This window comes from Alteromonas sp. McT4-15 (assembly GCF_020515205.1).
Taxonomy (GTDB): domain Bacteria; phylum Pseudomonadota; class Gammaproteobacteria; order Enterobacterales; family Alteromonadaceae; genus Alteromonas.
In genome coordinates this window covers 44,077-67,965 of the sequence record NZ_JAJALG010000017.1, presented here as the reverse complement: position 1 = coordinate 67,965, position 23,889 = coordinate 44,077, and the positions used below count along the sequence as shown (strand labels likewise).

The 23,889-nt window shown below is 44.3% G+C and carries 20 protein-coding genes and 1 other RNA gene; 6 read left to right on the top strand and 15 right to left on the bottom strand.

Annotated elements, in window-relative coordinates; genetic code table 11:
* Positions 1 to 164 precede the first annotated feature (164 nt).
* Positions 165 to 644: an SsrA-binding protein SmpB gene (smpB, locus tag LHL20_RS13000; protein ID WP_159625845.1), complete on the top strand. Its 480-nt coding sequence runs from the start codon at positions 165 to 167 to the stop codon at positions 642 to 644.
* 10 nt (positions 645 to 654) lie between these two features.
* On the opposite strand, the gene LHL20_RS12995 is transcribed toward smpB, so the two are convergent.
* The gene (locus LHL20_RS12995) at positions 655 to 1,878 is read right to left on the bottom strand and encodes an NADH:flavin oxidoreductase/NADH oxidase family protein (RefSeq protein ID WP_226433603.1); all 1,224 of its coding nucleotides are present in this window, start codon (positions 1,876 to 1,878) and stop codon (positions 655 to 657) included.
* A 130-nt stretch (positions 1,879 to 2,008) separates the two neighbouring features.
* Here LHL20_RS12995 and ssrA point away from each other — a divergent pair.
* Positions 2,009 to 2,368: a transfer-messenger RNA gene (gene ssrA, locus LHL20_RS12990) on the top strand.
* A 41-nt stretch (positions 2,369 to 2,409) separates the two neighbouring features.
* Here the strand turns inward: ssrA and LHL20_RS21195 are convergent.
* A complete protein-coding gene (locus tag LHL20_RS21195) occupies positions 2,410 to 3,552 on the bottom strand; it encodes a GGDEF domain-containing protein (protein ID WP_226433602.1) in 1,143 nt (380 codons plus the stop codon).
* A 457-nt stretch (positions 3,553 to 4,009) separates the two neighbouring features.
* Here LHL20_RS21195 and LHL20_RS12980 point away from each other — a divergent pair, with 457 nt between their 5' ends.
* Entirely contained in the window at positions 4,010 to 4,621 is a 612-nt protein-coding gene (locus LHL20_RS12980) for an EF-hand domain-containing protein (protein ID WP_226433601.1), read from the top strand.
* Between the two features lie 88 nt (positions 4,622 to 4,709).
* Here the strand turns inward: LHL20_RS12980 and LHL20_RS12975 are convergent, their stop codons facing one another.
* The 9 genes from LHL20_RS12975 to LHL20_RS12935 all read right to left on the bottom strand — a co-directional run bounded on the left by LHL20_RS12975 (position 4,710) and on the right by LHL20_RS12935 (position 16,055).
* On the bottom strand, positions 4,710 to 5,528 hold the full coding sequence (locus LHL20_RS12975; RefSeq protein ID WP_226433600.1) for a DUF3307 domain-containing protein: 819 nt from the start codon (positions 5,526 to 5,528) through the stop codon (positions 4,710 to 4,712).
* A gap of 8 nt (positions 5,529 to 5,536) precedes the next feature.
* Positions 5,537 to 6,205 (bottom strand): hypothetical protein, encoded by a 669-nt coding sequence (locus tag LHL20_RS12970; protein WP_226433599.1) that lies wholly within the window; start codon positions 6,203 to 6,205, stop codon positions 5,537 to 5,539.
* A gap of 222 nt (positions 6,206 to 6,427) precedes the next feature.
* On the bottom strand, positions 6,428 to 7,225 hold the full coding sequence (locus LHL20_RS12965) for a sterol desaturase family protein (RefSeq protein WP_226433598.1): 798 nt from the start codon (positions 7,223 to 7,225) through the stop codon (positions 6,428 to 6,430).
* An 8-nt stretch (positions 7,226 to 7,233) separates the two neighbouring features.
* A complete protein-coding gene (locus LHL20_RS12960; RefSeq protein ID WP_226433597.1) occupies positions 7,234 to 7,869 on the bottom strand; it encodes a CDP-alcohol phosphatidyltransferase family protein in 636 nt (211 codons plus the stop codon).
* Positions 7,863 to 8,516, bottom strand: coding sequence for an ATP-binding cassette domain-containing protein (locus LHL20_RS12955; RefSeq protein ID WP_226433596.1), 654 nt, complete (start codon positions 8,514 to 8,516; stop codon positions 7,863 to 7,865). Before LHL20_RS12955 ends, LHL20_RS12960 begins: the two co-directional genes overlap by 7 nt.
* A gap of 36 nt (positions 8,517 to 8,552) precedes the next feature.
* A complete protein-coding gene (locus LHL20_RS12950) occupies positions 8,553 to 10,256 on the bottom strand; it encodes an ABC transporter permease (protein ID WP_226433595.1) in 1,704 nt (567 codons plus the stop codon).
* Complete coding sequence (locus LHL20_RS12945) at positions 10,256 to 11,512, bottom strand: ABC transporter substrate-binding protein (RefSeq protein ID WP_226433594.1); 1,257 nt, start codon at positions 11,510 to 11,512, stop codon at positions 10,256 to 10,258. The genes LHL20_RS12950 and LHL20_RS12945 overlap by 1 nt, the downstream gene beginning before the upstream one ends.
* 34 nt (positions 11,513 to 11,546) lie before the next feature.
* Positions 11,547 to 13,700, bottom strand: coding sequence for an FAD-dependent oxidoreductase (locus LHL20_RS12940; protein WP_226433593.1), 2,154 nt, complete (start codon positions 13,698 to 13,700; stop codon positions 11,547 to 11,549).
* A gap of 15 nt (positions 13,701 to 13,715) precedes the next feature.
* Positions 13,716 to 16,055 carry a TonB-dependent receptor gene (locus tag LHL20_RS12935; RefSeq protein WP_226433592.1) on the bottom strand — a complete coding sequence of 780 codons (2,340 nt, stop codon included), beginning with the start codon at positions 16,053 to 16,055 and terminating at the stop codon, positions 13,716 to 13,718.
* 150 nt (positions 16,056 to 16,205) lie between these two features.
* Here LHL20_RS12935 and LHL20_RS12930 point away from each other — a divergent pair, with 150 nt between their 5' ends.
* The gene (locus LHL20_RS12930; protein ID WP_413228900.1) at positions 16,206 to 16,622 is read left to right on the top strand and encodes a hypothetical protein; all 417 of its coding nucleotides are present in this window, start codon (positions 16,206 to 16,208) and stop codon (positions 16,620 to 16,622) included.
* 15 nt (positions 16,623 to 16,637) lie between these two features.
* On the opposite strand, the gene LHL20_RS12925 is transcribed toward LHL20_RS12930, so the two are convergent.
* Complete coding sequence (locus tag LHL20_RS12925) at positions 16,638 to 17,099, bottom strand: EVE domain-containing protein (RefSeq protein ID WP_226433591.1); 462 nt, start codon at positions 17,097 to 17,099, stop codon at positions 16,638 to 16,640.
* A 376-nt stretch (positions 17,100 to 17,475) separates the two neighbouring features.
* On the opposite strand from LHL20_RS12925, the gene LHL20_RS12920 reads away from it, so the two are divergent.
* Positions 17,476 to 19,758, top strand: a complete 2,283-nt coding sequence (locus tag LHL20_RS12920; protein WP_226433590.1) for a YgiQ family radical SAM protein — start codon at positions 17,476 to 17,478, stop codon at positions 19,756 to 19,758.
* A 106-nt stretch (positions 19,759 to 19,864) separates the two neighbouring features.
* On the opposite strand, the gene LHL20_RS12915 is transcribed toward LHL20_RS12920, so the two are convergent.
* Entirely contained in the window at positions 19,865 to 20,251 is a 387-nt protein-coding gene (locus tag LHL20_RS12915) for a hypothetical protein (protein WP_226433589.1), read from the bottom strand.
* Complete coding sequence (locus tag LHL20_RS12910) at positions 20,251 to 21,912, bottom strand: S41 family peptidase (protein ID WP_226433588.1); 1,662 nt, start codon at positions 21,910 to 21,912, stop codon at positions 20,251 to 20,253. Before LHL20_RS12910 ends, LHL20_RS12915 begins: the two co-directional genes overlap by 1 nt.
* 311 nt (positions 21,913 to 22,223) lie before the next feature.
* Here LHL20_RS12910 and LHL20_RS12905 point away from each other — a divergent pair, with 311 nt between their 5' ends.
* Positions 22,224 to 22,409: a hypothetical protein gene (locus LHL20_RS12905; RefSeq protein ID WP_226433587.1), complete on the top strand. Its 186-nt coding sequence runs from the start codon at positions 22,224 to 22,226 to the stop codon at positions 22,407 to 22,409.
* On the opposite strand, the gene LHL20_RS12900 is transcribed toward LHL20_RS12905, so the two are convergent.
* On the bottom strand, positions 22,406 to 23,875 hold the full coding sequence (locus LHL20_RS12900) for a PepSY-associated TM helix domain-containing protein (protein ID WP_226433586.1): 1,470 nt from the start codon (positions 23,873 to 23,875) through the stop codon (positions 22,406 to 22,408). The genes LHL20_RS12905 and LHL20_RS12900 overlap by 4 nt on opposite strands.
* Between the last annotated feature and the right edge of the window lie 14 nt (positions 23,876 to 23,889).

The following is a 23,889-nucleotide window of genomic DNA, read 5'->3' as shown; positions in this document are numbered from 1 at the left end:
ATTACTCTTACCGCGCATTGTAACACAGAAAATTTAGCTCGCTTCTATTCGCTTTTTGCTAATTCGGCCACATATTAGTGCTATTACCAAAAAGCACCGACGAAGTGCGAAATTGTGCGATGCGCATAAAGACATTTCTCTACACTATCAGTATAATAGCGAGTATGAAAAAGAATAAAGCAAACAAAAACACCTCGGGAAATATCGCGCAAAACAAAAAAGCGCGTCACGACTATTTCTTAGAAGACAAGTTCGAAGCAGGCCTTGAGCTTCAGGGGTGGGAAATTAAAAGTATTCGCGCTGGTAAAGTAAACATTACTGATGCGTACATTATTATTCAAAATGCCGAAGCGTATCTGGTAGGTTGTCGCATAAGCCCGCTGAATCAAGCATCTACACATGTTATTGCTGCGCCTGAACGTGCGCGTAAGTTGTTGCTGAACAAACGCGAAATAGACAGGCTAATGGGTGCAAGAGACCGTCAAGGCTACTCTATTGTGGCTACGTCGATGTATTGGAAAAAATGCTGGGTGAAACTTGAAATTCACCTAGCTAAGGGTAAACACGCCCACGATAAGCGTGATACCTTGAAAGACAAAGATTGGCAGCGCCAGAAAGAAAGAATGATGAAACACAGCGTGTAGCGCTGTGTTTTTAACCCACATCCCGCTTTGTCATTTTATTGCGGTGCATCATATCTAAAAGTAGACTCCACAATGGCGACGGATTACGCAGCGTCGTTAAATTATTGCCCAATCGGCGTAGTTGCCTTCTAACCATTGCCATATTGGCCAGACTCGCCAACGATTTATCTTTCCAAGTACAATGCGGGATAATACCGGAGTAAGTCCATTCTTGTTGCCATTTTTTCGCGAGATCTGGAGTAACCGCCAGTGCACTAGCAAGCCCAACTAGAACGCAGCCTTGTTCAATAACCCGTTCTGCCACTTCTGCACGCTTTATGCCACCGGTTGTCATCAGTGGAATGTCGGTTTTACTTTCAAGTACATTAGCAAACTCAAGAAAATAAGCCTCGCGCGCAAGCGTAGTGTTATCACGTGTTTGCCCTTGCATAGCGGGCGCTTCATAACTACCACCTGACAATTCAACCACATCCACACCCAGAGCTTCCAGTCGATTGACCACTTCACACGCATCATCAAATGAAAAACCATTCTTTTGAAAGTCTGCTGAGTTTAGCTTCACCATAACAATAAAGTCTTTGGCACAGACTGCTCGAATTTGGCTGACGATATTGATTAACAAACGTGCTCGGTTGATTATAGAGCCGCCCCACTCGTCTTGACGTTGATTAGTTAGCGGCGAAAGAAACTGAGTAAGCAAATAACCGTGAGCTGCATGAATTTCCACGCCATCAAACCCCGCCAACTCAGCTTGCTTGGCGGTTTCTACAAAGCGCTTGCATACATCGTGAATGTCCTGACACGTCATTTCTTTTGGTTGAGCAAACAGCTTTGAGTGCTTACCCATATCTAAAGGCACTGCTGAAGGAGCAATCGCTTTGCCCTTCATGGCCTTAAAAACCTGCCGTCCTGGGTGGTTTATTTGCAAAATTCCAAGCGCACCATTTGATTTGATGATTTTCGCCCACTTTTTGAATGGTGCTAAGTCTGTGCCTTTTTCAAGCGCCACGCCACCGGGCCCTGTCATGGCGCCTTTATCAACCATTACGTTACCTGTAATGATCATGCCCAAATTACCATGTGCCCAATACCGGTATAGAGAATACAGTGACTCGCCGGGTACATTCCCAAGACTAGACATATTTTCTTCCATAGCAGCTTTTACTAAGCGATTACGCACAGTTACGCCACACGGCAAGGTATAAGGAGAATACAAAATAGAATCTGAAGACATTTACACAACAAGCCTATTCATGATGGCGTGTACTTTAATCGTTATTGCGCATAAATGCATCTTTTGAAAGCAAAATATAAAAGAAACGTTTAACAAATAAAGAGTTGTGGTATAATCCGCTCTCACGCTCGGGGCTGATTAGGATTCGACAGGATCTAGGAAGCCGGAGGTGCATGCAGAGGTGCGGTTTGCCTCTTTAAAAAGCCGCATTTAAATAGTCGCAAACGACGAAACTTACGCACTAGCCGCTTAATAACCGGCATAGGCCCTTCCACCCTAGTCTTCTCCTGCTAGCGGGGATTCGGAAGGTCATCCAAGTAGGATAGCGAGGGAACCTTGTCTGAGGGTGAACCGCGAAACAGTATCAGGCCAGCTGCAAGGAAATCCTGTTTGTCGGAGTTCCAAGCAGTTAAATAAATGACAAACTAAGCATGTAGTACCAAAGGTAGACATTTTCTGGACGCGGGTTCAAATCCCGCCAGCTCCACCAATTCCTCAAGAACCCCGTACCGCAAGGTATGGGGTTTTTCTTTATGCCACCACTTGAAGCCTAGGGGATATCTGGTTTCTCCCGCGGGCCTTAGCGTTGTACAATTCAGTGTCTGCGCGGTTAAATAAGGTATGCCATGTTTCCTCTACATTACTTGAGAACGTCATACCTATACTGATAGTTACCGTTATAATTTCGTTATCTGCTGCTATTTCTAGCGCTTCAACCTTTCTCCGTAATACATCGGCCAGCTTAAATGTTTCGAGTTTCGATATATTTGAAACCAATATGGCGAACTCCTCCCCCCCTAGCCGACCAACAATATGTGTGTCTTCCACTTCATTTCTTAATTCATTAGCAATAACCTTCAGCACCCTATCACCTGTAGGATGACCGTATTTGTCATTAATTGTTTTAAAGTGGTCAACATCAATGACCATAAGCGTACAGGGGCTTTCATCTCGGTGTGCTAGTTGTTCAAGTGCTTGCCTAATGAATGCTCGTCTACCATATAGACCTGTCAAACCGTCGTAGTTGGCTAAATTCTTCCACTTTTCTTTTTGTTGTAACACAACAATAAACGGCAGAAGCACTGACGTTATAATGCAAAGCGCGATATGCGCTGCAATACCAACCCCGGTAATTTCATAAAGCGCACTTTCTATAACGACCCTTTCACCAAAGGCAAGTACTCCAGATTGACATACCATAACGATGGCGTGAACCATCAGTAGCGCTTTAAAAAACCTGCGAACCGCGTGTAATGTCTGTCCTTGCTGCACGCTAAAGCTAACTGACGACAATAGAAACATTGTAGAAATAGCGAAAGACGCTACCGCCTGATGGTGTCGAGAAAAAAGTATCGCCAGCAGAATTGCGACTGTGCCTACACCCAGTGCATAACGACTCATTACCTTCAATCGCGCTGCAATAGCACTATCATTAAGTAAAAGAAAACCGTCTAGCAGTAGAAAGCTGGCAACGAAATAAAACAGGCTCGCTATACCAGATAATAGACCTGTTACATTAAAGGCCATTCCCAAGCTGTATATGAAGCAAGATGCCGCCCAAAGCGAAAATACACGGGTTTCAATTTGATTCTTGGCAAGTGCAAAAAAATAACAACCTACTGCAATGTTTACCGTCAAAGACGCAAACACTAAAAACATCATTAAAGAAATCACGGGTGATCCGTCACAACGGTAAAAGTATTATTCTCGCACATAACCATTACCTATACGTAGTGGTTGCGTATAGATTTGAGCATTTATGTTTAGTTTTTTATAACGCTCGACATTGTATAAAGCGCAACGTAAGCACTAGAGAATTTAGAAAACAATAAGTGCACATCTGTTCTGCCAAATTTGCCAATAGATGATATCGATGGCTTTGAATTTCATAAACGGAATAAACAGGTTCAACTAATTATCTTTTACCTGAGCATTACTTAAAACATTGCGTAACATTTGCATATTTTCCTATAGATAACTCACATCTTTCTTCTTGTTCCCATTCACAAAAAACACTTAAATGATTGTAAATCATAAACTTTAAAACAATGGCATGTGAAATGTAATGGTAATTGTGAATCCACACCTCTGTTAAAGGTTGTACGGAGGTATACACATCAAGGAGTTTGATATGAAAAAGTTATTTTTAGCATCGTTAATTGGTACAGCTCTATCAGCAAGTGTATTTGCAAGCGAAGGTTTAGAGAAAATTGATACCACATTCGCCGATTTAGATAACGATGACAATGGTTATATTTCACGTGAAGAAGCTGACGATGATGAGGTATTTGCGCATTTCTCTAAAATTGACGTGAATTCAGATATGCGTCTGTCAATCAAAGAGTTCAATGATCATGTAACTAAGTACCCGCAGCATTTTGATGGAGATGTGGTTGCTTCAGTTAAGTCAGTTCAGCACAGCATGAATGAGCCTCAAGACACTACAGCAGTGCCAGTAAAAGACAAAAAGCTAACGCACGAGCTCCATGCCAAGGCGAAGGCCCAAACGAGCGAAGAAGTGGTTGAGAAGGAAGTGAAAGTAAAAACCGAAAAAACGGTTATCGCAAAGAGTAAGTTCGATCTAATGGATATGAACAATGACGGTACGTTAACCAAGGCAGAAGCATCTCGAAGCGGCGTTACTGAAGACTTCGACAAAATTGATATGAACGATGATGAGCTTATCTCTCGCGTTGAATACTCGAAATTTAAAAGTATTTCAATGACAGATTCTGACGAATAGATATTCAACTGTTTGAACGGATATTTGGTCAAAGCTCGCGCATTTTCTATGCGCGAGCTTTTTTTACTGTTTAATTTCTACCAGTTTACTAACGCTTAATAGGAAACTCTCCTAATAGATAGGCGCAAGCTAATCCGATGATAAGTGTAATAACGACGCTTGAGAATGTGCCTAACAGGACGTACTCAGTTAGCTTTCTGTCTTGATGTTTCGTCAAATCACCAAATCTAAAAATAGACTTCGCGGCAATCAAAAAGCCAATAGCAGCGAATTGGTTAAGCAATACAAAAGTGAGCATGAGTGTCCGCTCAAGGTAGCCTATACGCTGCCCCGCCAACGCCAGTGTTTGTTGGGCTTCTAGGCTAAGAGTTAACGCGTCGTTTGCATGGGAATGTTTAGGGCGCTCAGTAGTTACTTCTGCACTCCACGGAGAAAGTAGCTGCTTAATTATGATTGAACTTGGCTTCAGAACAGCTAAATACGCTAAGACAATAGCAAGGTGTTGTGCATTAATTGCCGTTAAGACAGTTAAAAATGTATTGAACTGGCTGGTCATAAAAAGAAATACAGCAATAATCACCAGCACATGTGCCAACTGATCAACGATAAAAGAAGTGGTGGTTTGCGGGCAAAAAGACTTAATAACGTCAATTTTAAAATGAGTTACGGCGATAATTGCGCTACCACAAAGTACCGTCATGCCCTGAAGATCACTAGCGAAAACAAGTATGGCAATGCCTGCAAGTAAGCCGTGCAGCAGCGCATGTAGGTACAAATGTGGTGCTAGAACGTGCCGTTTGTTGCGACTTTCCACCCACGAATAAGGTTGAAAATAGAAATCTGCGAGTAAATGCGCTAGCAACAATGCGACAAGTAGTAAGGTTTCCTTAAACACAAGTTCTTGCATGTTTTTCCTTAAATAGTAGTTCCACTTAGTACTGTACTTATTTCTTGCTCCATAAACGCTAAGTACTCAGCTATCAGCCTGTAATTGCTTGCGTTCAAAATACGTGTCACGTTACTTCTTGTTTTGCCCAAAGATGTCGCGACAGCGTCATGGTTCTTGTCTTCTGAAACTAGGTAGGCTAGTACGGTTTCAGATTGTGTCTGAGTTAACCCTGCTAGATGTGAATCGGCAAATCGAGTAAGTAACGAAGTATGTCGTGCCAATGACCCATATTCACATTGAAACGACACATATTGCCCTTTCAATTCATCAAGCCCTCTTCCTGACAATACGAATGCCTGCCCCGTACCGGTTTTTACCTCAGACGGTCTAAAGGTTACCTCACCGACTGCGCAGCTCACTCTGATATCACTACTAGGGGTCATCGCTTTTAAAGCCAAGCGAATGCCCAGTGCTATGCGCATTACGCTCTGCGAATGCGATGTGACAAACTGAAACGCATCACCGCGAAAAACGTCGAAATGCCCGTCGTATAAACGTGCATAAGTCGTCAACTGGGCCTTTAACGCTTGGATAATGCGACTAAAATCTTCGTCCGATAACGACTGTGATTTGACAATGTCACCGGTTATGACAGCAGCATTGCGCTCTTCAACGTTTCCCCTTTGTCTACTCATATGAATTGCTTCCTCGCACACAATATTGAGCCTATGCAATGCTAAATGACTCAATGCATTCGCTTGCCTACAATCACCCGCATAAGTTACATAATATACACACAAGTCTAAATAACACCAAAAATAATCACATTTATAAATGTGATTAATAACAGTAACATTAGTCACCTTATCGCCAACAAGATATAACACGTTGCCAGGCCCATGACCCGTGGCGTAGCCTTACCCACCACGTCTAAAAGGTTGCCGCAATAATGCTATAACACTTGCATTTTCTTTTAGCGCAGGCACATCTTGCTGCCCAATAGGTAAGGTTTCATCGCTGTGCGCGGCGCGCGGCTTGAAGCTGTTAAACAGTCTGTCCCACCAACTCACACTAAAGCCAAAATTAGAATTCGACTCAGACTTGGCCTGACTATGATGAATTCGATGCAATCGCTGTGTGATAAGAATTAGCCCTAATCTGTCATCCCACTTTTGTGGCAAACGAATATTAGCGTGATTAAAAAGCGCGAAGCCGTTGAGCGCTACCTCAAATATAACAATCGCCATTGCAGGTATGCCAAATGCCACTACCGCAGAGGCTTTTACCCCCAAACTAATTGCAATTTCGATAGGATGAAAGCGAAGACCCGTTGTAGTATCAACATGGCTATCGGCATGATGCATTTTATGTACTCGCCACAACAAGGGTATGGTATGAAACAGTCGATGCTGCCAATAAATAATCACATCTTGCACAACCACGCAAAGCACTACTACCAATGTAGCAGGAAGTGTATTAACAACGTTAAATAGGCCAATTTCATTGGTTTGAGCCCACGCTGACACGCCTATTAATGTAGTAGGTAAAAGCACTCTTGCAACGAGGGCACCGAATACCACCATAGCAAGGTTACCTACCCAGCGGGACTTTCTATTTAACACGGCCTGTCGCGCAGGTTTGTAGGCTTCGAGCACTGCCATAACAGTGAAAACCCCTAAAAACACACCTAGTCTAATAATTGACGTATTATCCATGATAAACGTTACCTACTACCGTTTTCTGACTCTACCCGCTTAAGTGTGAAAAAGCCCCCAACAATACGAGTAACTAACGTAATTAAACACGCTGCTGCGAACAAATAAGCCAACACTGGAAAGTGGCTTGGCCATATGCAAAATGCTAAGAAGACAACTATGGTCTCGCTTCCCTCAGTTAGCCCCTGCATATAGTAAAAACTTTTATTTTGAAACTGAGGGCGGTCTATTTGAAACTTCTCAGCTGCGATGGCAAACGCCAAGAAGCTACTACCTGTCCCTATAAAGGTAGCCAGCAATACCATTGCAGGTACACCCCACAATGCAGGGTTTGCTATTCCAAATGCCAGAGGGATAGCGGCATAAAATAAAAAGTCTAGGCAGATATCAAGGAAACCACCCGCGCTACTACTGCTTTTTTGATAACGAGCAAGTTCACCATCAATACCGTCAAAAATCCTATTTCCTATAATGCAAACCAGTGCCGCCCCCCACCAGTTAAGAATAATAAAGGGAACAGCGCATAAGCCTATCAGGAAGCCCGCGACAGTTATTTGATTCGGCGTTATCGCAATTTTATCTAGGCCTACAATTAAAGGCCTTAGTACAGGTTTAATAAAAGGGGTAATTTTGGCGTCTAGCATTTTGATAACTCTATTATTTCGCCACCTGCAGCAATGGCATCTTCTTTGTCATGTGTGACCAAAACCGCAGGTATATTATGAATGTTTAACTGCTCAAACGTCCATGTGCGAATGTGCTCTCGCAAGCTAGCATCTAATTTACTAAAAGGCTCATCGAGCAACACTGCCTTGGGTTGTGAACTTAGGGTGCGCAGCAACGAAACCCTCGCCTGCTGACCACCCGACAGAGCGCTCACCGATCTTTTTTGCATGCCGTTAAGCTCGACCGTTTCAAGCATAACTTCAATAGCATTTATTCGTGCTTGTTTATTGGCAAACCTACCTTTTGGCATGGCAAAGGCAATATTCTCTTCAACGGTCATATGCTCAAATAACAATGCATCCTGAAACATCACCCCGATATGACGACCATGCGCAGGTTTGTGTGTAATGTCCTCGCCGCTAAGCAAGATACGCCCAGTAAAATCAAACGGCGCAGACAGTTGCCCCGCTATGGCTTGTAATAGCGTTGATTTCCCAGAGCCACTTGGCCCCATTACTGTCAACACTTCACCTGCATTCACGCGCGCACTTAACTTTACTAATTCTGCGTCACCATTTGAGATAGCTAATTGTTGAAGGTCAAGCACGTTTTTATCCTTTGACATCGCTCACCCTTTTTATGCGACTATCATTGTTGATACTCATGAAACACCTTGTTTAGGATTGAACATGAAACGAGGCAAGGTCCACGCTAGTACAAACCCTATTAGTGGTAATGTGGCTTGAATGATGACGTAAACAGCGCTAAGACGTGTACTGCTGCCTGATGCTGATGCTACTGCTTCAGTAGTTACTGTAGGAATAACGCCCCCCGATGCCAATAATGTTGGTAAGTATTGGCTGAAACTGATAGCAAGGCCTAAAGCCCACGCAATAAGGATAGCCCCTAGCATCAACGGCAATTTAATATACACAAACACTTGCCACGGTGACTTACCAAGGCTTTGTGCTACCACAATATAGCGAGCGTCAAATTTACGATACGCTATAGCAAGCGACAAATAGACGTACGGCACAACGTAAACCATATGAGCTATATATGTATGAAACCATGTGGCAGATTGAAGCACTAACTGCTGCAACCAAACTAACCCGTACAAAAACGCAACGCCTGGAACAAGCAGCGGTAAAAACACTGAAACGGAAAAGACGAATGACATTACACGCTTTGTCGGTTTTAGTACCTGGCTTTCCAGTGCAAACAACACTAATAACACAGACGAAGTACTTACTAGCCCTCCAAGGATGAGTGTGTTGCTTAATGGCTTTTCAATAGCGTTAGCTACTGTTTGCCAATGCAACCATGTCGTATCTTCAGGGAGTAAATTCGGAAATACCCAGTAGGACGCCACTGAATACGCAAAAGTGCTATACATGATGGTGCCTATTAGCACCATATAAACAGCGAATATAGACGCGCCAGTTACCACTACGGCATTATCAAAAAAGCGGCGATTACCATTTACTAAAAGCGCTCGCCCTAGTACCACAACAATACGCTCACCAACAATAAATAGCCCCAGTGCTGCGCTTGATATACCGACCTGCAGAAGAGCACCAGCAGAGCCTAACAATCGCATCGACAAATCAATATGATTGAACCAATGTAGAACGGCTACGGCAAGCGTACTGGGATTATTCGGCCCCAAAATCAATGGAATTTCTACGTTTGAAGTTGCAAATACTAATACCGCAAGCAACGGTAATCGAATTTGAGGAAAAATGGTTGGCAGGACCAACAAAAAGAATCGCGCTACGCTGGAGTAGCCTAACGATGCGCCTACGTTGCTGTATCCAGATATTTTTTTGGCCACAATCGGCTGAGACATCACCCCAAGCGCCATCAGCAAAATAAACGGTAATTCTTTAAGTGCAAGCGCAAACAACACGCTTAAACCATAAGGATCGTGGGGAAAGCTATGTGCTGACGTTGTCACCAAAATATCGGTGTCGGTAGTGAATAAACGGGCGAAAAAGCCCGATGGACTCAACACGAAAAGCAATGCAATGGCCGCAGCTGCATGAGGAAAGACTAAAAATGGACTTAGCAATGCCTGCAATTTTTCGACAAAGCGAGTTTGATAGCACCACGCGAGAAGACAACACGCGCCAATAAAGGCTAACGATGTAGAGCCAAGGCCGGTGAATAGCGATAGCAACATCATTTTGGCAATACCGTTTGTTGCGAACAAGGTTGCAAACGGTTGAGCGCTGAATTGCGTTGCACCTATTGCAGGGAAATAGCCTAAAGCTGGAAATACAACGCCCACAAAGCCACCCACAACCGGCACACACAAAATGCATAACAAAAGCCACCTAGCGGTAACGGTGAAAGAGGTAAACATCAGTAGCGCACTCCGTAGCGCTCATACCAAGCATTACGAATAGCGTCAGCCCAACTTGAATGAGGCTCTGCTATCAGCTTAACCGTCTGTGATTTATCCAGTGCTGAAGGGTGCCCCCCCTCTTGGTCAAACAAAGCCCTATCGCTTGGGCTAAGTAGCGATAAATCAAGTACAGACTCATCTCCCCATACCTTTAGTTTTTGTTTTTGCGCTTGTGCCTTGGGTGATAATAAAAAATCTACTACGGTCTTCGCCGCGGTTTTTACTGAAGAGTTGTAAGTCAACCCTACAAAATGTACGTTGGCAAGACTGCCGTCATGCATAACATAGGTGCGTATGTCTTTAGGAAGATCAAAGCGTTCTACTGCACTTGGGATCTCTGCCGCTGTGAATGAAAATGCTATCGACAACTCGCCTGTGCCCATTAACCGTTGTAACTGCGATGCTTGCCTTAGCATGGTTTCACCACGTCGCCACATGACAGGGTGCAACGCGTCTAAATACTGCCAAAGTGCGGGAAGTACGCTATTAAGCGCACTTTCACTAACGGGTTGATAGAACACATTTTGTCTATCTTCGTTTAGGGCAATGATGGCATATTTAAGAAAAGTAATTCCAAGGTAGTCACTGGGTACAGGATAAGTAAATCGTCCGGGGGACTGTTGCGCAAATTCTAGCAACTCATGAATAGTTTGTGGCGGTGGAATTGCTAAGTGTTGTAAGTGTTGCTGGCGATAATAAAAAACTAATGATGCTTTACCCCAAGGCGCTTCCATTCCGAGTGTTGATTCCCCGAAATCCGTCACCATCGCTGTATTTGCGTGTGGGTTGGTCAAGGGGAAATATTTAAGTGATGATACCCAGTTTTTGGTTAATAACCCATGCTCTTTCATAGCAGCAAAGTTTTCACCGTTGATCCAAATAAGGTCTACACTGCCGTTTGTATGATTTCCCGCGGCCTTTTCTGCCAATACGCGTGATACTGCATCACTTGTATCAGCAAGTTTCACATGCTGAAAGCGAATGTTGTAATGTTGCGAAACTTGCTCGCTTACCCACTGCAAATAGCTATTTACCTGAGCACTACCGCCCCATGCATAAAAGTGCACGGTTTCGGTATCTTGTTTTTCGTTGTTACCTTTTCGCGGTAATGAGTGAGTTACAAGATTAGTGTCTTGTGCCGCCACACTTGGGCTACACGTATATAAAAAACACACAGCAACCGCAGTTAGCCAAGTTTTAACGAGAACTTCCATTAACTCAAACCAACCGCGGCATGAACCATAGAACTTATCTGCGACGCCACGTGTGATACTTTTCTACGTAATTTAGTAGCTTTTCCGGCGCATTAGCGCGCTTCCAATTGCCAGCTGCATATTTCGCGCCCTCAGCCCATGTAGGATACGCGTGAATGGTACCAAGAATTTTATTAAGACCCAGATCGTATTTCATAGCAATGACAAACTCAGCAAGTAAATCCCCAGCGTGTTCAGAGACAATCGTTACACCTAGAATTTTATCTTTACCTGGTGGCGTGAGCACTTTAATGAAGCCCTTGCGCGCGCTCTCGGCAACCGCTCTATCTAATTCGGCAAACTCATAGCGCGTTACTTCAACCTCTATACCTTGTTCTTTAGCCTCACGTTCATTAAGACCCACGCGCGCCACCTCAGGGTCAATAAATGTTGTCCATGGAATTACGCGGTAATCGACTTTAAACTTCTTAAAGGTGCCAAACAGAGCATTTACCGCCGCATACCATGCTTGGTGCGCTGCAACATGAGTGAATTGATAAGGGCCTACCACGTCACCAGCTGCAAAAATGTTTGGCATTAATGTTTGTAAGTACTCGTCAGTTTCGATGGTACGGTCAAACTGAATACCTAAATCTTCAAGACCAAAGCCCGTGAGCCTTGCTTTGCGACCAACTGCCACAATGACTTCATCATATTCGATAGCCAGTTCGTGCCCTTCTTTTTCAGCGATAAGTACCTTCACACCGTCCTTGTGTTCAAATCGAAGTGCTTTGTGTGATGTAAGCACATTTACACCGCTCTCTCGCAGCACTGACTCTGCATATTCGGCAACGTCAGCATCTTCTCGCCCCATCAACCGTGGCGCCAGCTCAACTTGTGTAACGTCACTTCCTAAACGAGAAAATGCTTGTGCTAATTCACAACCGATCGGCCCACCGCCAAGCACAATAAGCTTTTTGGGCGCATCTTCTTTGTCAGCAAATTTTGTCCAAAGAGTGTCAGAAGTTACATACCCACTGTCTTTAATCCCCGGCAAATCAGGAACAAAAGGCGCGGCCCCCGTAGCTACAACAATATTCTTTGTTCTTAGGGTTTGAATACCACCATCATTTTTCTTAATTTCTACCGTCCAAGGGTCGATAATTTTGGCGTAGCCTTTGACTACATCGACGCCCAGATTAGTGTAACGCTCAACACTGTCATTTGGCGCAATAGCCGCAATAACGTCGTGGACCCTAGACATAACATTTTTAAAAGACATTGTGGGTGTGACCGCATCTAAACCATAGCTGTCTGCATTTCGCATTTGAGTAGCAACTTTTGCAGATTTAATAATAGCTTTACTTGGCACACAGCCATAATTAAGGCAATCGCCGCCCATTTCGCCTGCTTCAACAAGGGTTACTTTTGCTTTTACTGCCGCTGCAATATAACTTGTTACCAAGCCACCCGCGCCTGCACCAATTACAACCAAGTTGCGATCGAAGCTCTTTGGTTTCGTGTAGCCTTTATAAACGCGACGACGATTTACAACCGCAACAATAGCTTTCGCAATCCAGGGAAAAATACCGAGCAACACGAAAGAAAAGATAAGACCCGGAGATACAATGCCGGCTAAGCTATCAATTTGCGCCAACTGCGTTCCGGCATTCACATACACTACGGTCCCAGCAAGCATACCCACTTGGCTAACCCAATAGAATGTCCATGTCTTAAGTGAGGTAAGACCCATTAATAAGTTGATAAGAAAGAAAGGGAATACTGGCACTAAGCGCAGCGTAAATAAGTAAAAAGCGCCCTGCTTTTCAACGCCTTCATCAATCTTGTTAAGTTTATCCTTAAACTTATTGCGCACCGTATCTCGCAATATGAAACGCGACACAAGAAAAGCAAGCGTAGCACCAATGCTTGAGGCAAATGAGACAATGACAAGCCCTTGCGCTAGGCCAAACAGTGCGCCAGCCGCAAGAGTCAAAATAGCAGCTCCTGGTAAAGACAGCGCCGTCACAGCCACGTAAACTGCGAAAAATACGCCAATGCTGACTACAGGGTTCGCTTCTATTTCACGCTGAAAAGTAGTCAGCGATCCCTTCATACCTTCCAAGGTTAAATAACTATTTAAGTCGAAATAGAAGAAGCCTGTGATAGCAGCAGCAATCACTGCCAAAAGCGCTATTTTTTTAAACATTGTGATTCTTACCCCTTAAAACGCATACTGCATGGTAACTTGTGCATGTCTTGGCACATTCGGCATTACCAAGGTTGCGCCAAAATAGCCGCCTTCGAACAATGGTTGCCAGTTCTCTTCGTCAGTGACATTAATAATGTCTAAACGCAGGCGCAAATCGTCGTTCACAAAATAGTCTGCATTTAAGTCTATTGTATATTGGTCGCGTATTTTAACAGTTTGTAAGAAATCAAGCGGGAATGACTTGGTATACAAAGCACTTGCTCCTACACGCACGTCATCACTTACCTGCCACCCAGCATTGATAGAAATAATTTGCGGAGGAATTCCCTGTACACGTGAATTAGAAGGTGCGAATGCCGTAAATGACGGCGATCCGACAGCATTGCCTTCAATTATATCAGGGCGACTGTTGTCAAATGCATCGGCAACTTGTGACGTACCTTGAAATGCCGCTGAATCATCAAAACGTGCATCAAGATAGCTATATGCAGCATTAACCCAATAATCATCTGCTTGATAGAACAGTTGTAGTTCTACCCCTTGGGTTTTAACGCCGCTATTACTGCCGTCACGATTTCGCAAGCTACGTGTTTGGTCAAAAACAGACGCCTCGGCATACCAAGTGTTACTCGGGGCGTATTTAATGCCAACCTCGTACAGGGTATTTTCAGTAGCAAAGTTTAACGGATTTATTTCGTTGTTGCCGCCAAGCACAGTTCCGCCCGCCATACTATTAGACGTAGCGTCATTCTCTGAGAAAGCAGCATAAACATTTACAGCATTGTTGAGCTTATATAATGCGCTTATTTGGTAACTAGTGAGGGTATCACTATAGCTGTCTGACGCCGCCTCTACCCCTTCTGGCGCTAGAGGATCACGTGCTTCAACATCGTAGTAATCCATGCGAACACCAGCAATGGTCGAGAACCTGTCGGTCCACGTTGAGCGTTGCTGCAACGCTAAACCTGTTTGCCATGCTGTGGAATCGGTTGTATCTGAAAGATTAAAATCGCCAGCCCCATCCCCATCAAGGTCGTATTGCGCACCAGGTGATACAAACACGCCCGGACGCAATTCTACTAAACGCGCTTTTTGCGTATCGGTGAGCTCAATAACACGATTAGAAAGCGGCCCTGTTAAATCAATCGGGTTGTCAGCTTCAGTTGTAAATTGACTGTAGCCAAGCACATCGTTGTAGCGAATAGCCAAACCAAATGTAGTGAGTTGCGAATTATCCCACTTAACATCCACTTCAGTACGGTTTTCAAAAGTGTCAGCACCATCAATAATCTCTACAAAGCTATTTTGTGCAATTTCTTCGCGCTCTAGATACTGATAATATGACACATTGCGCACTGCCATTTGCTCAGAATATTGATACTCAACGTTACTGCGCAAAATGGTCGTTTCAGCACCATTGATATCGTTTGGATTAGTAAATACGCGATTTCTACGGATAACCACTTCGCCGGTAGGTGAAATAATAGCGCCAGCACCAGGGACAGTGCTACCGTTGGCTTGTACGCCCTGCCCAGTAATATAAATACCGTTATCGATTAAATCTTGTGTAGGACGGTTAATACCAGCATTGTCTGGGTAATCAGTGTCATAATATTCTGCGCTAACGTCCCACGTCAGCACGTCACTTGGCGTATAGCGATAGGCTACAAATAAATTGGTACTTTCTCGATTTGCAAAGTCATAGAAACTACCATGGTCTAGGTACTCAGCACTTACGCGAACCCCACTTTTACCTTCCTCTATGGCAGTGCCATAGTCAACCTGTGCAGAGTATTGGTCCCAACGTCCAGCGCGCAGCGTTACTTTGCCCTGACTTTCTGCAGTGGGCGCTACCTTGGTCTGTAAATTAACAAAGCCGCCGTTGCGCTGCGTGCTACCAAACAACACCGGTGAAGGACCTTTTACAACGTCAATTTGTTCAACACTATTAAACGATAGTGGTAAACCAAAACCATTATTACCCGCTTGTCGACGCACTCCGTCTTGAAATAGCTCTCCTAACTGTCCGCGGATACTAGGCAAGCTCGGCGTACCAAAACCGCTAGAGGCATAGGCATTTGGCGCAGCTTTCACAATATCGTGCAAGTCATTGATGTTGAGCGCTTCTATAGCCTCTGCTGATAATGAAGTCACTGAACGCGGTGTTTCTGCTGCGGTTAAACCATCGCCAAATAGCCCGTTTAAGGTATTGTCGCCTGGGTAGAGTGTATCAAGTGATTGCTTATCACCTTTTACTTCAACCACTTCAATATCTGATACTTGTTGCGCCGCAATCCCCTGACTTACGGCAAGCGCTAATGCACTAGCGGCTACGCCAATTACTTTTCTCATTTACCAATCCAATTTTTTATTTCTTGTTCGACAAGACCGATACGTACTCTGAAAAATTTCAGCACATATTTATTTTCAATAACAAAAACTTTTTGAAATTATTTTTTTGAACACTCGTTCTATTGTGTCACATAATTAAAACTCGGAGCTATTGTGCAAAACACTCAATCAGATATTTCTAATCGTTTAGGCTGGGCGCTACTGTCACTGCGCATCACCATTTTCATTGTCATGTTTGTCTGGACACTCGACAAGTTCGTTAACCCTGCTCATAGCATGAAAATTTTTGAACACTTTTACGGCATTGGCGGTTTAGCTGAAACGGCCGTTTACATTATGGGGGCACTTCAGCTAGCCCTTGTATTGGCATTTTTAGCAGGCGTTGCTAAACGTTACACTTACGGCCTTATATTTCTGCTTCACGGTGGGTCAACGTTATCGTCATTCCCACAATACATTGATGCATTCAATAACTTGTTATTTTTCGCTGCATGGCCGATGTGGGGTGCGTGCTTTGCCCTTTATCTACTTCGCGATGCTGATACCCGCTTTACACTTTCAAAATAAAATAATGCGATTACGCTATTTGGCAGCGGCATAGAGCTGCTGCCATTCGCTCTCGCTCACTGGCATGACACTTAAACGGCCACCTTTTTTAACTAACGGCAATTCAACAATAGCGGGCATCGCCTTTATTTCTGCCAAAGGCAATACCTTGTGAAATTTTTCGACAAATTTCACATCTACGCGAAACCAGCGCGGTGATTCTGGCGGTGATTTGGGATCGTAATAATTAGACTCAGGGTCAAATTGCGTGGCGTCTGGATAACCTGCTTTAACAACTTCAGCGACACCCGCAATACCAACGTGTTTACAGCTAGAGTGGTAAATAAACACTCGATCACCAAGCGCCACATCATCGCGTAAAAAGTTTCTGGCTTGATAGTTTCGCACACCGTCCCAAGGTTCGGTCTGGTTTTCTCTATTGGCCAAATCGTCAATGGAAAACGCGTCAGGTTCTGTTTTGAATAACCAATAAGCCATAATAGCCCCAGTGATAAAAAGTGTGTTAAGCGAAAATCGTTCTGTCAGTCTTAGAATGCATTCAAGACATTATAATTTTTCTTGCGTGTCGACCTTTTGTGATACGTTTCAACAACATGGTAGGTCTACACGATACATGCTACTTTACTCGGTGTTTATTTGGAATAACCAAGTCACACGCCTCATTCACTTCCTAAACGAGTTTATGGTAAACAAAATCTAGCGTAAATGTGAAAGCATTCTGCCAAACAAAGCGCTGTAATTTAATGACAGTGCTATACCGTCTATCCAATAAGACTGTTATAATTACCCCTCAAATCTGAATTCTGCTCACGCGCATTTCAGCCATTTTCTGTTTTATCTAGATGTGAATACTATGCAAGCCACCATAAAAGCCGACCGCGGTCTGTTTTCTTACCCAAAATATTGGCCGCACTGCCTCGGGACAGCGCCTTTCTTACCAATGTCGAAGGAAGAGATGGACGCTCTAGGTTGGGACAGTTGTGACGTAATTTTGGTTACCGGCGATGCGTATGTTGACCATCCAAGCTTTGGAATGGCTGTTATTGGTCGGGTACTTGAGGCACATGGTTTTCGCGTAGGCATCATCTCTCAGCCCGACTGGACCAGTAAAGATGACTTTATGAAGTTGGGTAAACCCAACCTGTATTTCGGTGTCACTGCGGGCAATATGGACTCAATGATCAACCGCTATACATCAGATAAAAAGTTGCGCCATGATGACGCCTACACTCCGGGGAATGTTGGCGGTAAACGACCAGACCGCGCGGTAACTGTTTACTCACAACGCTGTCGGGAAGCATTTAAGGGCGTACCTGTGATCGTTGGCGGTATCGAAGCAAGCCTAAGACGTATTGCTCACTATGACTATTGGAGCGAGAAAGTACGCCGCTCAGTGTTATTTGATTCAAAGGCCGATATGCTATTTTTCGGTAATGCCGAACGCCCGCTTGTTGAAGTTACACACCGATTAGCAGCAGGCGAGAATATTGCCGATTTACGAGACATTCGCGGAACGGCCATTATCGTTAAAGAAGCACTGCCAGAGTGGCAAGGGGTTGATTCGACATCATTAGATAGGCCCGGAAAAATAGATCCGATCCCTAGTCCGTATCAAATGGAACCTGAATGCGACTCTCAAGACAAAGACGCTAAAAGCAGTGAAGCGCCAGAAGCCACGCCTATTGTCATTCAACCTGCTCAAAAGGAAAAAGAAAAACGCAAGCCGTGGGAAAACGTCTACGTAAAACTACCAGCCTTTGAGACAGTAAAAGATAACAAAGTACTTTACGCCCATACGTCGCGTATCTTACACCAAGAAACCAACCCTGGCTGTGCAAGAGCCCTGATGCAGCGCCACGGCGATAGACATATTTGGATCAACCCGCCGGCCATGCCACTAGAAACAGATGAAATGGACGCGGTGTTTGACTTACCGTATCAACGCGTACCTCACCCTGTTTATGGCGATGCAAAAATTCCTGCGTACGATATGATACGTTTTAGTATCAATATTATGCGTGGCTGTTATGGCGGGTGCACATTCTGCTCTATTACCGAGCACGAAGGTCGTATTATTCAAAGCCGCTCTGAAGATTCTATTATTCGAGAGATTGAGCAAATTCGCGACACTGTGCCTGGTTTTACTGGTGTTATCTCTGATTTAGGTGGCCCAACGGCAAACATGTATCGATTGCGCTGTAAGAGCCCGAAGGCCGAAGCAACCTGCAGGCGCCCGTCTTGTGTTTACCCCAGTATCTGTGCGCATATGGATACTGATCACAAGCCTACCATCGACTTGTATCGCCGAGCGCGTAACCTGCCAGGTATTAAAAAAATACTTATTGCATCGGGTGTACGCTATGACCTTGCCGTGGAAGACCCTGAATATGTGAAAGAGCTTGCGCTTCATCACGTAGGCGGCTATTTGAAGATTGCACCAGAACATACCGAAGAAGGGCCGCTTTCTAAGATGATGAAGCCAGGAATGGGCAGCTACTATCGCTTTAAAGAGTTGTTTGATAAATACTCACAAGAAGCAGGTAAAAAGCAGTATCTTATTCCTTACTTCATTGCTTCTCATCCGGGAACAACCGATGAAGATATGCTGAGTCTGGCCATTTGGCTAAAAGAAAATAAATTCAAGCTAGATCAGGTACAGAACTTCTATCCGTCACCTATGGCTACAGCGACCACTATGTACCATACCGAAGTGAATTCGTTGCGTAAGGTCACCAAAGACAGCGAAGAAGTGCCCTCTGCTAAAGGGGAAATTCACCGAAGACTACACAAGGCGATGCTGCGTTATCACGACCCGAAGAACTTCGCACAAATACGTGAGGCTTTGATAAAAATGGGACGTGAAGACTTAATTGGCCGCGGCCCGCAACACCTTGTGCCACCAGAGACAGCCGATGAGAAGCGCCAAAAAGCATCTCGAGGTCGACGTGGTGAACGTGCGCTAACTAAACACACTGGCCTTCCGCCGTCGTTTCAACGCAAAAATACGAATAAAGGCAAGAACGGGTCAAAACAAAATCGCAATAGTGCGGGGCAAGCCAATAAGAATGGCCGGTCAGGGACTTCTGCATCTAGAAGCAACACTTCAAGATCAAAACAGCCGAGTAACAAACATTAGAAAAGCCTCTATGTTACTTTGGCTAGGCCAACGTTTGATAAAAAAGCGCCGTTAAGGCGCTTTTTTATGGGGCTTGGTGTTGTTATCAGCTTATCAAAAGGCGCTCTCAAACATCACTGTTTTTACAAGAAAGCCCTTCTATAACTTGCGTTTCACCCGTTTGGTTATTGCGCAAAACACATTTTTCACCCTGTTTTAGCAAACTAAAAGTAAACACTGGATTATCGTGACGCCCTTCTATTGGCAGTCCCCTATCATCTTTATGCACTTTTCGTTCGATAGAAAGTTCAGAGGAATCTGTGAAGACATTATCAGCAAGCGTGATATCAATACCGCCATACCAAGCGCTAATAGCCTCTGCGATACTTACCTTTTGCGATAGCGAAACCGAGGTAAGCGTTGCAGGAGTTGCCTCATCAGATTGCGTCAGCATACATCCTCCCATTAACGATAACGTAAGTAGCGATGCTCCAACGTATGCTGCGTATCTCATTACTTGGGCTCCGAAATAATTGGCTCGTTAATTTTATTGTGTAAAAACAAGGCTTCTTTTCTTTCATCCGGCGTTTGAATTGACAATAAACTTTCTGCCTGAGCATGACTTGAAGCACGCTCTTCAATTGGCTGGACCGACGTTGCCACTACTGGACATGTACCTGTTTCTGAGTATTGTAACGCCGCAGATAACATCCCTTCTTCAGGATCGCCTAAACCTTTAGTGAAGTCGTCTTGCACTTCACATCCAGGTAGTTCAAAACCAAAGTTAGGCGTAGTTGTGGGCATAAAGCCGTCGGCATAGTCGCCAAAGCCCTTATTATTCACGCCCTGAAACTGAATGGTAAAGTAGGTTTCACCACAGTTATCAGTTGGATAGAAACCGTAGGGCTTACCACATGTCGTTGAACCAATTTGAACCACTTCAACATCTATTCCACTTAGCGCATTCATAACCGCCTCACTGGCAGAGCATGTGGCGCCAGTGGTAATAACATAAACACGAGTTAACGATAAACTAGGTAGTACGGCATCAGTTAACACACCTTCCACGTAATCTATTTCGTTTGAGTAAAAAGGCGTGGGTCTAATAATGCTTCCCGTCACAGGATTTCTTGTCGGATTCTTATCATTAAATCTTAAAGTTTCAAACGTGGCGTTATTGGTTTGACTAGGGCCTGCAACCATATACGACATCTGAGATGCCAAAGCCAATAAACCACCACCGTTATAACGTAAGTCAATGACAAGTTCTGTTACGTTCTCATCAACAAATTGATTGAAAGCCCCTATCAACCCTTCTTGTGCAGTCCGAATAAAGGTATTGAATTGAAAATAGCCCATTTTGCCTGAAGCGGTATCCAGCACTTTTACGTTTTGTACTGGAGAAACCACTATATCACCTGATGTAATCTCAGTAGACAAGGTCGAACCGTCTTGCAATTCAAACTCGAAACTTACGGTTGTGCCAGCATTTTCAGGAAACAACCCAGCATTTATAAGGTTCACGCCAGACTGGGTATTATCGTTCACAAAATCAACGCCATTAACACGCGTTAACTTGGCACCGCGGGGCACACCAGCTTGTGCTGCTGGTGAATTATCTTCGGTATATCTCACTACAAGCTCACGCGGTGGCGTATTGTTTACAAATTCCCAGTCAAAACCATAACCTGAAGAAACGCCCGATTGTGACAGCTGATTATATTCGTCAGTAGCCTGAGAAAAATGGAAATTGTCTTTTGGCGTATTGCTTGGCGTTAACTCAGTGGTTTTTAACTGGTCAAAATAGCCAAGTACAGAGAAGTTTTCAGGGTTGTTGTCTGGAACTTCGTCATACCAAAGATATGTGTCATTGGTCCACGAGCGTAGCCAAAGTTTTTCATCCATGGCTGTGCCTTGAGTATCAGGATATGGTTCGCCAGTAAACGGGTCGATGCCAGTTCTTGGTGACGCGCATTTTGCAATGAAGTTTGACTGGCTTTCGTAAACACCTGCTTCCCACTCACCGGTTTCGGGTGTGGTTGGCGTTGTAGGAGTGGTTGGCGTTGTCGGAGTGGTAGGCGTTGTAGAACTACTGCCACCGCCTCCTCCGCATCCCGCGAGAAGAGAAACCGTTACCGCCAGTGCGACTGAAGAAAGCTTGCACACTTTTATCATTTGAAAACGTCCTTAATGTTTTGTTACTGAATGACACACACACTCGTCAATACCATAAATCTTGCCAGATAGTGCCACAGGGAATTTGACGCTTCTACTTAGCTTTTAGCTAAAATGTTTCTAAATGTGTTTATGCTAGAGCAAAGCGTAACGCTTTACTGCTGGTTGAAATCTTAACTATGACCTGTCATATATCGATTTCGTTGCATTACGTTTTGTTTAGCTTCTGTTTGCCGTGTGGCGGTGCTTAGTCTTTTTACCGTATAACAGTAATAAGGTTTTGGCGTTGGATAGAAATACAAACGAGGCGTATGGGAAAGAAAGAAAGGCTTAAAGAAGCAAGAGCATGTGACAGTTGTGGCGTGTTGGCATCCGTTCAATATCGAATAAATGTAGGAGATGGCTGGCTCATTGTGTGTAAGTCTTGCCAATCCAATGCCAAGCACCACCGAAACTATGTTTATGGTGGTACTTGGAAGCAAAAGAAGCGTAACTAAGCCTGTGTCACTGGTTGAGACGCGCTACGCTGCATAGCGTCGCTGTGTTGCCGCACCGTGTCTTCATTTTTAAACAAGCGATTGACTCGCCAAAAACTCCACAATACAAATACGGCCATGGGACCATTTAGCTGGAGCGAAGATACGGTGAAGAATGCTTCTGCATGCACTACGGCGTAAGTAATGAGCAAAAGTAAAACGCTAATGCCTGACAATAGCAGCCATATGGCTTTCGATAAGCCTTTGATTAGGATTGTCAGAACAACATTAAGTACCATTATCCCCCAGAATATGCCAATTAAAGACGATGCAGACAGCATATCGGCTATGGCAGTAAAGGCCAATGCACTCACACTTCCCCATACGGTGGCATACCACAAACGCGACGCTAAAAGTGGATGTGCTTTTTTAGCTAGCCATATTTCCACTCCCGAGACACAAAGCATAGTGAGCATTACACCAAGCACAAAGTACAGCCATTTGCTGATAAGACCTGCAAAGTCACCGAAATGAAGTCGATACATAGACCAAGCTAGTTGCTTACCCCACTCTCCATGCTCGTAACCCGCAACGCCAATATAATTTCCTGCGGTATCAAACCGGTAGCCTTCGGCATAAATCATTCTATTTGGCGCTTTTGCATATATTTCAATAAACTGTTCAGGCTCTCCGACTTCGTGCACAGTAAGAAATATAGGAGACTTTTCAGGTGCTAACGTCGTCATTTGCGCAAACGCTTTGCCAATGGCTGGCTTCCCTTCTTGAGGTGATAACACTGGATCAGGCGTAAATATCTGATCGATAACTGCTTCGCGGTCTCCTTCATAACTAATAGTCGCGACTGTGACAAGAATGAGTCCTGCCATACCAAAGTACGCACCTGTTACGCCAATCAGCAAATGAAAGGGTGCCGCCCACAACCCAAAGCGGTTGTGTAAATCGATTTGTGCCTGTTGCCCGTTACCTTTGCGGCGCAATTTAAAGGCGTCTTTCGTTATCCGCTTGTGTGCCACAATACCTGAGAATATCAACGCACAAATCACCGCGCCGAGCGCACTCACCAGTATCATTCCCCAGCTATGCGGCAAATTAAGATACAGGTGAAGGTCGACCAACATTTGGGTAAATCCCACATCTTCTTTCTCAAGTAAGTTTCCGTCTGTATCTGCAAAAAACGCTACATGATCGTTTTCAACCACTAATCGAGGAATATCCGACGTAGGAAAAACGACATACAAGTGATGAGTCTCTTGCGTATTGTTTTCCAAGAAACTGTCCATCGCTTTTTCTATGGCGCTTGGAGTTACATTTTCCATCTCTTGAATATGGGGTTGCTCCCATCGTTCGAATTCCAAGTGAAATACCGCAATGGTGCCTGATAAACACACGAGAAATAGTAGAACACTTAAAAATATGCCTGCCCAGCTGTGTGCTTGAAGTGCGCTTTGCTTAGTCATCTTATCCATTATTTTTATTACAC